At 37.8% G+C, this 12966-nt stretch carries 13 protein-coding genes; 11 read left to right on the top strand and 2 right to left on the bottom strand.

Annotated elements, in window-relative coordinates:
- The first annotated feature begins 215 nt into the window (after positions 1–215).
- The 7 genes from AB1410_00205 to AB1410_00175 all read left to right on the top strand — a co-directional run bounded on the left by AB1410_00205 (position 216) and on the right by AB1410_00175 (position 5977).
- Positions 216–1184 carry a hypothetical protein gene (locus tag AB1410_00205; GenBank protein ID MEW6455122.1) on the top strand — a complete coding sequence of 323 codons (969 nt, stop codon included), beginning with the start codon at positions 216–218 and terminating at the stop codon, positions 1182–1184.
- A gap of 222 nt (positions 1185–1406) precedes the next feature.
- Positions 1407–3158, top strand: coding sequence for an SIR2 family protein (locus tag AB1410_00200; GenBank protein ID MEW6455121.1), 1752 nt, complete (start codon positions 1407–1409; stop codon positions 3156–3158).
- A 235-nt stretch (positions 3159–3393) separates the two neighbouring features.
- Positions 3394–4470: a hypothetical protein gene (locus AB1410_00195; GenBank protein MEW6455120.1), complete on the top strand. Its 1077-nt coding sequence runs from the start codon at positions 3394–3396 to the stop codon at positions 4468–4470.
- 280 nt (positions 4471–4750) lie between these two features.
- Positions 4751–4984 (top strand): hypothetical protein, encoded by a 234-nt coding sequence (locus AB1410_00190; protein MEW6455119.1) that lies wholly within the window; start codon positions 4751–4753, stop codon positions 4982–4984.
- Positions 4974–5363: a type II toxin-antitoxin system VapC family toxin gene (locus AB1410_00185; protein MEW6455118.1), complete on the top strand. Its 390-nt coding sequence runs from the start codon at positions 4974–4976 to the stop codon at positions 5361–5363. The genes AB1410_00190 and AB1410_00185 overlap by 11 nt, the downstream gene beginning before the upstream one ends.
- A gap of 186 nt (positions 5364–5549) precedes the next feature.
- Entirely contained in the window at positions 5550–5687 is a 138-nt protein-coding gene (locus AB1410_00180) for a hypothetical protein (protein ID MEW6455117.1), read from the top strand.
- 98 nt (positions 5688–5785) lie between these two features.
- Positions 5786–5977, top strand: coding sequence for a hypothetical protein (locus AB1410_00175; GenBank protein MEW6455116.1), 192 nt, complete (start codon positions 5786–5788; stop codon positions 5975–5977).
- Between the two features lie 113 nt (positions 5978–6090).
- Here AB1410_00175 and AB1410_00170 read toward each other — a convergent pair whose 3' ends face one another.
- Together AB1410_00170 and AB1410_00165 are read right to left on the bottom strand one after the other, a co-directional pair.
- Entirely contained in the window at positions 6091–6351 is a 261-nt protein-coding gene (locus AB1410_00170) for a type II toxin-antitoxin system RelE/ParE family toxin (protein ID MEW6455115.1), read from the bottom strand.
- The gene (locus tag AB1410_00165; protein ID MEW6455114.1) at positions 6341–6556 is read right to left on the bottom strand and encodes a DUF6290 family protein; all 216 of its coding nucleotides are present in this window, start codon (positions 6554–6556) and stop codon (positions 6341–6343) included. The genes AB1410_00170 and AB1410_00165 overlap by 11 nt, the downstream gene beginning before the upstream one ends.
- Positions 6557–6689: 133 nt before the next feature.
- Between AB1410_00165 and AB1410_00160 the strand changes: the two genes are divergently transcribed.
- From AB1410_00160 to AB1410_00145, 4 genes are all read left to right on the top strand, one after another.
- The gene (locus AB1410_00160; GenBank protein ID MEW6455113.1) at positions 6690–6929 is read left to right on the top strand and encodes a hypothetical protein; all 240 of its coding nucleotides are present in this window, start codon (positions 6690–6692) and stop codon (positions 6927–6929) included.
- A gap of 409 nt (positions 6930–7338) precedes the next feature.
- Positions 7339–9498, top strand: a complete 2160-nt coding sequence (locus tag AB1410_00155; GenBank protein ID MEW6455112.1) for a tetratricopeptide repeat protein — start codon at positions 7339–7341, stop codon at positions 9496–9498.
- Positions 9499–9687: 189 nt separating this feature from the next.
- Entirely contained in the window at positions 9688–9876 is a 189-nt protein-coding gene (locus AB1410_00150) for a hypothetical protein (GenBank protein ID MEW6455111.1), read from the top strand.
- Positions 9877–9897: 21 nt separating this feature from the next.
- Complete coding sequence (locus tag AB1410_00145) at positions 9898–12636, top strand: TonB-dependent receptor (GenBank protein MEW6455110.1); 2739 nt, start codon at positions 9898–9900, stop codon at positions 12634–12636.
- Positions 12637–12966 lie beyond the last annotated feature (330 nt).

The raw sequence follows: 12966 nt of genomic DNA, 5'->3' as shown, positions 1-12966 counted from the left end.
CTTTTTCAAATTCTGATTTCATCGAAAAAGTGGCCGGAATAAATCGGAATGGGTGGCCACTTTCAATCAGAATCAGTGGCCGGTTTGAATCGGAATCGATGGCCACTTTGGATCGGAATATACACATGAATTGAAATGAATTCGACGCGTTATATAGATGCGGAGAAAATGGATAAGTTTTTGTATAACATAAATCATTTCTATAGGAGGGTAAAATGCTTCTAAAAAGAGTGAAGATTTTAAGTGCATTAGTTATGTCGGGAGGTGTGTGGATGGTGTTCCTGCTTGCCCTTTTGTTACTTGGACCTAATGGTCCTCTCCTTGCGAAATGCGGGCTCGAGTCTCAGACAGCGGATACGGCCCTACCTCTCTGTGATAAGTGGCAACAACCCCCCTCAGGGGAATTTTTTGTGGAAATAAACGTAGACAATACCCATGTGCGAAAATTACCCAGCCTGGATGCCGAGTCCCTCGGTATCGTAAAAAAGGGGGATAGCCTACCACTCATCGGGAGCTACCCAAAGTGGAAGTGGTACAAAGTCAAATACAAAAATGGAGAGGGGTTCGTAGAAAAGTCCGTAGCGACAATTAATAAGCCCTTCATCCAGTGGGCTAAGGTTGAGGATACCGATCTCGTCATCAATGGCTTCGGCTTTTCGGAAAACTCAGATGTAGTGATCTTGCTTGAAGGCAGACCATACTTTCCCGATCCGAACAACGTTCACTCTGATCAGATTCGCTTGAGACTCCCCCTTTATGAAGGAGAAAGAGCCCTCCCGACGCACGTGCCGTTGTATGTAGAAATCGCTGGTGTCCAATCCAAAGGCTGTGAATTCGAGTACCCATCTGTAAAGGTTAGGTGGAACACCTTTGCAAACTTCACAGGAGGGTTTGCCTTCGGAGGTGGGTTTCGTGGCTGGAAGCCCGAGTTGGAATACTCTGGAGGAGCGGCGGCACAGGTTTTGATCTTTAACTTTCCTTTTAAGGGTTTTAAAGGTATTCGGCAAAATCGGTTTCCGATGTTCGACTCAAAGGGAAAACTACTTAAGTGCCCCCATTGGTTACGGCGTTTCTTTTTGGTTGGTGGCTTCAGCGAAACGGATCAGGGGGAAGGCCGCCCTGGCCTTACTGAAGGATTAGGATACAGGATCGGGGATAGCGATATGGCTCCAGTGGTGGTTTAGCGCCTCGATAGAAATGATTATGGTCGAATGATAATCGGCATGGTTAAGTACAAGTGAATCGTCTTTCAGGAATATAGATCGCTGCGGTAATCTGGGGCACTTGAATCCCAAAATGTCTCTTGAAGTATTAGGATTTTAATTCAAAAGGGAAAGAGAAGTTTGAGGAAAATAAAAGGAAATTGTAAAATTGCAAAGAGATGAAGAACTTTAGAGAGTAATACTATGATTGAACCTATCATTTCGTTAGCATTTTCTATGCACTCTAATAAAGGGGTGTATGCATTACTCATTGGCTCTGGAGTGTCGCGGTCTGCTGGTATTCCAACAGGTTGGGAGGTGGTATTAGATCTCATCCGTAAAGTGGCACATCTCAAAGGTGAGAATTGTGAGCCTGATCCCGCTGCCTGGTACGAAGCTACATTCGGTGAAGCACCAAACTATAACAAGTTGCTTAATATAGTTGCAAAGTCACAAGCAGAACGCAGTCAGCTTCTAAGGAGTTACTTTGAGCCCACTGAAGAAGAAAGGGAGCAACATCTAAAAATACCAACTGAAGCGCACAAGGCGATAGCTGAACTAGTAGTAAAGGGATATATCCGGGTTATTGTTACAACTAATTTTGATCGTTTAATAGAGGAAGCCATAGAGGAGGTAGGTATTGTACCAACGGTCATCAGTACTCCTGACGCTGCCATTGGGGCTTTACCAATTACGCATACAAAGTGTACCATAATTAAAGTCCATGGCGATTATCTCGACACCCGGATTAGAAATACACCTGATGAACTTGCAAAATACGACAAAGGCATTAATCGTTTATTGGACCAAATTTTCGATGATTTTGGCCTTATAATCTGTGGATGGTCTGCTGAATGGGATACAGCATTACGAGCAGCAATTGAGCGTTGCCAGACTCACAGGTTTACCACATATTGGGCAATGAGAGGCAAACCAACAAAACAGATGCAAAAACTCATCAAACTAAGGCATGTACAAACTATTTCTATTCGGGACGCTGATTCATTCTTTCGTGAAATAGCTGAAAAGGTCTTTGCATTAGAGGAGCTTTCGAGGCCACATCCTCTCTCATCAAAAGTTGCTGTAGCCACTTTAAAGAAGTACATCGTTGACGACCATTATAAGATTCGCCTGCATGATCTGATGATGGAGGAAACAGAAAGAGTTTATGCAGGGTTAACCATTGAGCATTTTCCAGTGCAAGGTGTGCCATTCAGCACAATAGAACTGACAAAACGTATTCACCGCTATTACGCTCTAACCGAAATTCTTCGGGATCTCATGATCACTGGTTGCTACTGGGGAGAAAAGACACATGAAGACCTGTGGGTGAAAAGCCTTGAACGAATCGCGAATCCACCTGGAGAGAGGGCTGGATTAAATATATGGCTCGAATTGAGATTATTTCCTGCGCTTCTTCTCCTTTATGGAGGAGGGATTGCCTCTATTGCAGCTGAAAAATATGGTACATTTGCAGTTTTGCTTACCAAAGTCAAAGTTAAAGAGGGAATAGAAGATCAGCCCCTTGGCCTTGCTTTATATCCCTATGCAGTTATGGATAAGAGTGTTGCACAACAGTTACCCGGTATGGAAAGACGTTATACACCAATTAGTGATCTACTCGAAGAAAAGTTACGAGAGCCTTTTAAAGAATCTTTATCAGATGATACCCAGTACAAAAAATGCTTCGACCGATTTGAATATTTACTTGCCTTAGTTCATGCTGATTTGCGTCAGAAGCAGATAGGCGATGTTTGGGGACCAATAGGGTGTTTTGGATGGAGGGGGAGGCGTTACCCTGAAAAGTGGATTATTAAAGAAATTGAATTAGAGGTCACACAGGCAGGTAAGAATTGGTTACCTTTAAAGCATGGTCTTTTTGAAGGCTCATTGGAGAGATTTCTAAATGTAAAGACAGAGTTCGATAAATTAGTTTCTGGGCTTCCTTGGTGGTAGATCATCTATAGAAAAGTGTGAGATATTAAATTGCCAGAAGATCTTGCTATCTTCAATGCCTTTTTGCGCTTTATTTTCCCAGTCAACCCTGTCTGACGCCAGACAGATATTCACCTTTGTAGTATTATCATATTCAGGGATTTGTGTTACAATCAGATTAAAGAGGCCAAAATAAACGACGATGCGTAATATTTTAATAAGTCAAGTCGATCCCATACAAAAGATAGAGACTTTATTGAGAAACATTATCTCTGAAGTATTAGCACAGAAATTATCTCCTAATTGGTTACAAGACCCTAAGCATGGTCTTGGTGCTGATAGAGTAAAGGAATTGCAAAAGAAACAAAAGGAAGAGGAGGGACGAAGATACACTAAACTAATTGACCAAGATTTACTCGCATATACTGATTTTGGAGATCTTCGAGAAATTTTAGATAAGAACAAAAAGTTTTTTGAACCCATATTTAAAGATTGGGACACATTTAAGGTATATTTGAAGAAAGTAGAATATTTAAGGAACCCTGCAAAGCACCATAGATTTCTTTATGATTATGAAATATTATTGCTCCAAGGAATTGCTGGAGAGATAGAAGACAATATTAATGCCTGGTATATTGGAACTAGATTTCAAATAAAAAAATATCGTTTTAATTTTTTTGAATATATTCCCACAGAAGGCAAAAATGAAGAACAAATTCTAAAATTATCAAAAGCAATAGGCAAGAATTGGATTGAAAAAATGAACAATTTCTTCAGAGATCAGGGTATTGAGCAAAGTGCCATTAAAGTCCAGGAAGGTGATTTTAAAGGCTCTATCTCAGCTGCTCATATTAGAGCTCAATGGCAAACCTCTCCCAGTGCTCATCCGAACAGTAATATTGGTGGAATTCATTATAAGTCTATAGAGCTCAAATTATGGTATTCGCTTAACAGCCCTCTTAATTTAGATGAACTGATCGAAATCATCAATAAAAAATATTTCTTGTTCGCATTTGAACTCGATGGTAGAATTGATATTAATAGATTAATGAATATAGCGGAGAACATAGCTGGTCTAAAGCCCTCATCGGCTGGCGGAACGGGTAAGAACGATAACATAATTTATGGGAGAGTCGAATATGGAATTGCGACATTTTGGATAATAGGGGTCTCAAATATTGATCAAAAAACAAGTGAGATTTATATTCAAGCAAATGATAAATTTTCGTTCAAAACTGCTCATAAAGTTATAACTTTTGGAACGCTTTTGTCATATTTAACAGGGAATATTCTACGTAGGGTGATGATATCTTTAATCAAAAGCTCACTGTAATTTCATTTTGTAAACTTATTTCCAGCCTTGGAAAACATTCATTGACGATATTTTTATACCTCATTCTATAATTTCCCTTCAGAACTGCCCATCTAATCCATCTTTCTAATAAAACCCTCTAAATGATAAAATAATAAGTGATGAAGAAATTTTCTCTCAATTCACCTTCCAGCCAAAAGAGATCAGCAGATTGATTGGCAATTGGGTTAATAATTGCGAGTGACGCTTAAAATGGTTGTTTTTAAATCTTTTATGTGATAGATTAAAAATTGAGGAAACAATGAAGGAAAGAAAGGGGTTGGAGGAAATATTCATTCTCTTGAAAGATTTACCCGAAGAGAGAATTAAGGAAATAAAGGATTTCATAGAATTCATAAAGAAAAAAGAAGCCCCTTTTCCTAAAGAGAAGGGCGCACTGCTTTCTTTAATGGGATCGATCAGTAATGCAGATGCGGAGGCAATAAAACTCTCTATTGAGGAGGCTTGCGAGAGAATAGATATTAATGAATGGTGAATACCTCTTAGATACAAACATCATTATTGCTTTTTTAAACGGAGACAAAGAAATCAGTTTAAAAATCACAGAGGCTGAAAAAATATATACCTCCGTAGTTGTTATAGGTGAGCTCCTTTTCGGAGCGGATAATTCAAGAAATCCAAAGGAAAATAGGGAGAAAATCCTTGAATTTATAAAGTTTTGTGAGGTTTTGCCCATTGACATAGAAACTTCCAAAATGTATGCTGAGCTCAAGACTGTTTTAAAAAGAAAAGGGAGACCAATTCCAGAAAATGATATTTGGATTGCTTCTAATGCTCTGCAGCATCAACTAATCATTTCCACTCAGGATGAACATTTCTTGGAGATAGAATCCTTAAGAATTGAAAAATGGTAGAGAACAGATAAAGCCCAAATTGTCTTTCTCGCCTATCTTTATAATAAAATCCTCTGGATGATAAAATAATAAATGATGAAAAAATTTTCTCTCCATTTCCCCTTTCGGACCAAAAGGGATCAGGGGATTGATTTGAAGATGGAATTTTACATCTTATGAGACACCTAACATGGGGAAAGACGAGTAGTGAAGAGAATAAAAAAGCATATAGAGATATTGAGCAGAAATAAGAAAGCAGCCCTTTTTACAGAAGTTTTCATGATGGATGAAACTGGCTTGATAGAAAGAATTAAAAAGACGCGAAATCACTGGGAAAGGAATTAAAAGATTATAAACCATATCTTGAATATTGCATAAAAAATAAGATAGGTATCTTTCCCTTGACCTCAAGGAATGATAAATTAGGATTCGTTTACTGGAGGGTGCCAGAAGAGGATATGGATAAAAGGTTATTATCCAATTTCTGTCGTCTTTTCAGGGAATTGGAAGGAAAGTATGATGTATATATCATAGACATTAGGGCAGCCCCCGTAGGGGCATTTGAAGAGCAGTTTAAAACCAAATTTGGGATAAGCGATTTCGAGATAAAAAGTTTCATTATCCAAAGGGATTAGATAATCTCTTGAAAGAATGTCCTGTTTAAACTAAATGTAAAGTGCGCCTTTCAAAATCTCTTAAAATGCAGTTGAGTACTTTTGTAGAGCACTAAGACTTTAGAACTCTTGAATTATTTATAGATGTCTTTTCTATGGGCGATATGCAAGACTATAATTTTCTTTTCTTCCATGTCAACCGCATATATGATTCTGTAATCTCCAAATCTATAGCGAAATAAACCTTTAAAGACCCCTTTTAGCGGTTTAACAAGAGTCATTGGATTCTGAGTAAGATAATTTTTTACTCTCTCAACAATTTTAGTAATAATTTGCTTATCAAGAGATTTAAGGTCAGTCAGTGCTTCTTCATGCCATATGACACTATAAGCCAAGCTCTTGCTCCAGCTCTTCGGTTGTTAAATATCGGGCATTCTTATCATTCAATCTTTCCAGAGCCTTATACGCATCTTCAAAATCATCGAGAGACTCCTCTATCATCTCTTTAATAAATGAACTTTTTGTTCTCTTAGTTTTTTTTGCGAGCTTATTCAATCTTTTGAATATTTCGTCTGATAAGCGAATTGTTAAAACTCCCATAGCTTTTCACCTTTGTATTACATATAATACAAAATTTTAAAAATGTCAATACAGCTAAATTTTATATACACAAATTTGACTCTCTCTTTTCAAATATGTCCTTAAATCAGGAGAAGATACCACTTCTCTTCCGATGATGGAGGAGGATATCCAAACAGTACTTCGCAAAGGCTGGACAGAGATGATTAAAAAAGTCTATGAGGTAGACCCCCTTGTATGCCCCAAATATCAGGGTGAAATGAAGATCATTTCTTTTATCGCAGATTACTCTGTGGTAGACAAGATAATCAATCACCTTAAGTTGAGCTTTATTGCTGAAAGACCTCCGCCTCATCTCTCACAGCAACTATCTATTTCAGCTTCACCCTGGTAGATATTAGACTTTCATTGCTATATTGAGCTATGCGCTTTAGAATTTATTTTTTTTATAGTTTGTTCTATTTTCTGACATTATCTAACAGGTTCATAATCAGCATTCTCTCATTTAATATCGGAGATAGTCTATCTCATTTTGTTCACTTTTAGAAGTTTTCCTTTCTCTTTTTCTATCTTCTTCTCTTTTTCCCAAAATTTGATATTTACTTTTTACCATGATATAAATTATGAGGATGTTAGGAAGTAAAATTTGGACAAAAAATGCAGAAAATTGATGTTACCCAAAAAAGGAAATTCCTATCGATAATTTTTTCTTGATTTTTTATGGAAATGTATTACCCTATTAGAGGACTGAAAAAAAATTTTATTTTTGAAATAAAGAAAAACTAAAAATTGGGGGGTAGGCGATGAAAATAAAAATATTTTTAATGATTCTAATAATCTTTCTTTTTTCATTTCAGGTCCAAACTCTCTCTCAAGAAAAGCAGATTGACCAGGCGACACAAATTTTCAATAATTTTAACAAATCTGTAGTATCTATAATTATTTATGATGGAAAAAAACAAGTCCTAAGACAGGGAAGCGGTTTCATACTTTCTGAAGAGGGAATTGTTGCTTCAAATTATCATATACTCTGCGGAGCAAAAACATCAGAGGTTAAAGTTCCAGAGGAGAAACCCCAACCCATATCTGAAATTATAAATCTTGATAGAAACCTTGACCTTGCGCTGATTAAATTTCGAGGTAAAAAGCTCCAGCCTATAAAAATAGGAGACCCGAATAAAATGAAAGTAGGAGATAAGATATATCTAATCGGACTTTACGAAAGAGGAAACAATAAGATAACCGAGGGCATAATCAACAGCATCGTTGAGATAAAAAACAACAACAAATTGTGGAAAATAACTCCGACAGTAACTCCAACGAGCAGTGGCGGAGCAGTGTTCAATCAGGATGGAGAAGTTGTGGGTATTTCAACATATCTTATCGAGGGAACTGAAAATTTAAACTTCGCTGTTCCCATAAACCATATCCAGAATATGTTGAATATAGCCCCAAAAGAAAGATTAACGTACCCTGAGGAAGATTTTAGTAAAATCTATGAAGGTAAATATCTAAAAGCGATTGCTTATCTTTCAAACAGCAGATATGAAGACTCCTTGAGGTATTTTCAGGAAATGGTAAAGGAAAACCCTAAAGACCCTGAACTCTTATGTAATATAGGGAATATCTGTGATAAAACTGGAAAAACGGACATGGCGATTGAAAGCTTTAATCAGGCTATAAAAATAGACCCGAACTATTTTCTTGCGTATTTATCCCTGGGTCAAATCTATGACAAAATGCTTCAAAGTGAAAAGGCAATACAATCTTATGAAAAAGCTCTTTCGATTAAACCTGACTTTGCAGAAGCCTATTACAACCTTGGCCTTGATTATGAAAAGCTCTCCCAGTTTGATAAAGCAATCCAATCCTATAAGGAATCGATAAATAGGGATTTGGCTTTTACATTGAGAGGGAATTTAAGACTTACAACTATTTACCATAACCTCGGTCAGTATGAAAATGCAATCCAGTCTGCAAAAGAAGTTTTAAAAATAAACCCTGATGATTTTGAAGCCCATTACTTATCAGGTCTTTCCTATGAGAAACTCTCTAAATTCGATGATGCCATCAAGGAATACAATGAGCTTCTAAGACTTCGTCCGGAAAAGGCGGAAGATTATTATAACCTTATGGTTAGAGTCTACAATACCTCAGAGCAGTTCGAAAAATCGATAGAAGTTCTCAACAAAATTATCTCCAAAAACCCTTCAGATTCTGAGGCATATTTAAATTTGGGTATTGCAAATTTAAGACTTGAAAGATATCAAGATGCAATTACTGCATTCAATAAATCAATAACAATAAACCCCGATAACTATGTCAGCTTTTACAATTTAGGAATGACTTATTTGAAATTAGGAGAGATTACAAAAGCTATTGAATCTTTAGAGAAATCAGTTCAATTAAACCCTGGAGATACCAACGCCTATTACAATTTAGGGATTACCTATTTCAATTTTGGAAGGTACAATGAGGCTATAGAAAGCTTCAGAAAGTTTATTAAGGATAACCCCGGAAATTCACTTGCCTATTACAATTTAGGAATTGCGTATTTAAAAATCGGTCAGAACAAAAGTGCTGTAGAAGCTCTTGAAAATGCAGCAAGGCTAAACCCAAATGATGTAAACATAAGCTATAACTTAGGAATTGCAAATTTCCAGATGGGAAGATTTGCCCAGGCTATAGAGGCTTTCAAACAGTTTGTAAAAATGAACCCGAATAATTCCAACGCCCATTACAATTTAGGAATTGCGTATTTAAAGAATAGCGATTATAATCAAGCAGCTGAAGAATTAAAGCGAGCAATAAAGTTAGACCCTAATTCAGCCCTTGCCCATTATAACCTTGGAATAACCTATTTACTCCTTCAGGATAGATTTAAAGCCCTTGAAGAACACAAAATCTTGAAAACTCTCGACTCAGAACTTGCTGATAAACTCTATAAATTAATCTATAAATAAGACTGCAGAGGTAGAAGTTAAATATTAATATAAAAGGTCAGGAATGATAAAAAAATCTTTCTTTTCATACTAATCTTTCTTTTGCAATCAAATCTTCATTATTTGAATTCAAAATCCATATAGGAAAGAAAAGAACAGGAAACGCTTAAATATGAGGTTACTGTAACTTTAAAATTGGTTCAGGTGTATATGACTGATAATAAAGGGAATCCGGTAACAGATTTAACTCAATCTGACTTTGACCTCCATGATAATGGCAAGCCCAAAGCAATCGCTTATTTTGAAAAACACATCCTATCTCTGCCAGAAAAAAAGAGCTCAAGTAACTCGAACTTTAAAAATAAGATAATGCTTGACACCAAGATAAAAAATATCTAAAATCTTGCGAAGGAGGTGAAAATGCGAAAATTTTATTTTATTACTCTAATTTTTGCTCTTTTAATATTTCTTTATGTTCCATCCTTTTCCCAGGTAAGCACTGTTTCTATCGAAGGAAAGGTGGTTGATAAGGAGGGACTCCCTGTACCTGGCGCTGAAGTAAGTGCAAAAAATGTGGAAACTGGATTGGCTTGGGTCACAGTCACTTCAGACTCTGGTCTTTACTATATCTTTTCTGTTCCTCCCGGTAAATATGAGGTTAAGATTCAACATCCTGCCTATGGTCCCCAGATCAAGACTATGGAGCTTCTCGTTGGACAGAAAGCCACTGTGAATTTCACCCTTGCCCTAAAAGAGCTTCAGGAAGAGGTGGTTGTTACTGCAGAGGCACCAGTTGCAGAGCTAAAGAAATCTGAGCTTTCCATACCCATCAGACCAGAACAAGTTACCTATTTACCCCTAAATACAAGAAATTTCCTTGAAATTGCCACCCTCGCACCAGGAATTAAGCCCTATGGTGCAACAATTGCCAGCGGAGCTACTTTACCCACCAATATGGGTTTTTACATCGATGGTGCTGAATTTAAGAATGAAATAGTGGAAGGCGGACTAGCAGGACAATTTGTTAGCGCGGGGAATGCCTTTCCTCAGGATGCATTAAGGGAATTCCGAGTCATCACCCAGCTTTACAAGGCCGAATTTGCCAAAGCATCAGGAGGGGTTATCACTGCTGCTTCCAAGACAGGAACCAATGAATTTCATGGAACTGCCTTTCTGACCTATCGAGACAAGGATCTCAATGCCCTTGGTTACTTCGAAAAGACCAAACCTCCTTACAAGCGTCGTCAGCCAGGAGTAAGCCTTGGGGGTCCAATTATTAAGGACAGATTCCATTTCTTCCTTACCTATGAAGGGACATTTACAGAATCCTTTTCTACAGTGGTTCCTGGAAACCCAATTTTCTCTCAGTATGCTCAAACATTTAAAAGACCATTTGATGGTCATCTGGGATTCCTTCGTCTAACATGTCAGCCTTCATCCAATAACTATCTTGATCTTTCATTGAGTGCAAGATATGATTCTCAGCTTATCGGGGGAGGTGGAATATTCGATTATAACTTCGCAAGATATTTCGATAACTATGTTTACACAGGCATCTTAAGACATCAGTATATAATCTCTCCTTCCATGATGAACGATATTAGATTCAGCTTCCAGAGATATAACTGGATTATAGATCCTGTTTCTCTAACTTATGCAAAGAGATACCCAAGCATGATCATTGGTGGACATTCCCACTCTCCTCAAAACTGGTACCAGGATAGATATGCCCTCTACGATGATATTAGCTATGCTTACAGCTCCCATCTATTCAAAGCAGGCTTCTTTATATCCAGGTTAAATTATCAGGCTGAACAGAAGCTCTTTCTAAATCCTCAATTCTATTTCAGGAAGGATACAGATACAATGCCATATTTGGGAATTGTCGGTGAAGGGATTCCCTACCTCAGGTCAAGCAACACCCAGCTTGGTATTTTTGTTCAGGACGACTGGACAGTTAATCCCTCTCTAACCCTCAACCTTGGTATCCGATGGGATTATGAGTCCAACATGATAAACAATAATTTTGTCACCCCTGAGGATATAAAAGGGGATCTTTCTCATTTCTTTGAATCAAAATACTTCTCCGACGGGACGAACAGGAAGCCCTATCTTTATTCCTTCGCTCCAAGATTCGGTTTCAGCTATGATATGACTAAGAAAGAGACCACATTCCTTACCGGTGGCTTTGGAATAGCCTATGACAGACATGTATGGAATGTTGCATCAGATGAGAGCCTCCGATTGACATGGAAAGTCTATTACATCTACTTCTCTCCCGATGGTGCTCCTGGAACAGTTAAATGGGATGAAAAGTATTATAATCGTAGTGAAGTCCTCAAATTAATAGCCCTTGGCGTGGTTCCTCCTCCAGAGATATTCCTAATCTCAGATGATATTAAACCTCCCATGACCCTTCAATTCAGTCTCGGCATAAGGCATAGGCTAAAGGATATTACCTTTGGTCTAAGCTATGTTGGGGTTAGAGGGTACAATGAGATACAAACCTATGATGCCAATTATGTAGATGCTACTACAAAGAAAAGGGTATTAACCACAAAGTATGGAAGGATAAATGTATGGACAGATGAAGCGAATTCCTGGTTTAATTCCTTCTATTTAACCATTGATAAACCCTACAAACAGGGTTCATGGGGTTTTCAGGTTGCCTATACCCTTGGCTGGGCTGATTCTGAATGGGACAACACCATTTACTACGGATACCTCTATTACACAAATCCCCAGTTCCTAAAGAAGGCTCCCTCTAACATAGACGAAAGACACAGGGTCTCCATAAGCGGAATTGTGGATCTGCCCTTAGGATTCCAGCTCAGTAGTTGGGGGACCTTTTCCACAGGAAGACCCTATCTTGTCTATACTGGAAAAGATGACAACAAGGATTCGGTGTTGACCAACGATTATCCACCAGAAGGAAGAAATGCAAAAAGAGCGCCTTCAACAAAGATTTTAAATCTTAGATTATCTAAGAACTTTACCTTTAAAGGATATTCCCTGATGGCCTTCGTGGACGCATTTAATGTGTTCAACTGGAAGAATTTCGGTGGCTATGTTGGTAACATGCTGTCTCCGAAGTTTGGGGTTGGTACCACTGCTGGAGCTCCTCGACAGATTCAGCTTGGACTAAGGACAAGTTTCTAAGTCTTAATGTGAACGGTCTTACTCATTTTAAATTCTAAAATTTATAGTTAACTCAGACTACTTAAAAAGAATAATTTCCCTAATAAGAAGACCATAGCGTGCTGTTCCATATATAATTTTACAAACAAGCAATTTCTCATAAAGCACATTGAAGGGGTATGGGGAAGGTATTTTCCCAGAGGGAAAGTGTTGTGTCACAAAAGAATAAAGAAAGATATTTAAGTGACACGACCATAGAATTGACTTTAGAAAGAGGATAGGATATAAATTTAAGTTAGGCCCGTTAGCTCAGAGGGAGAGCACCTGCCTTTTAAGCACAAAAAGCAATCC

It is taken from the genome of Acidobacteriota bacterium (genome assembly GCA_040756905.1).
Classification (GTDB): domain Bacteria; phylum Acidobacteriota; class Aminicenantia; order JBFLYD01; family JBFLYD01; genus JBFLYD01.
The sequence above is the reverse complement of the archived record's forward strand: the minus strand, read 5'-3'. Positions and strand labels throughout refer to the sequence as shown.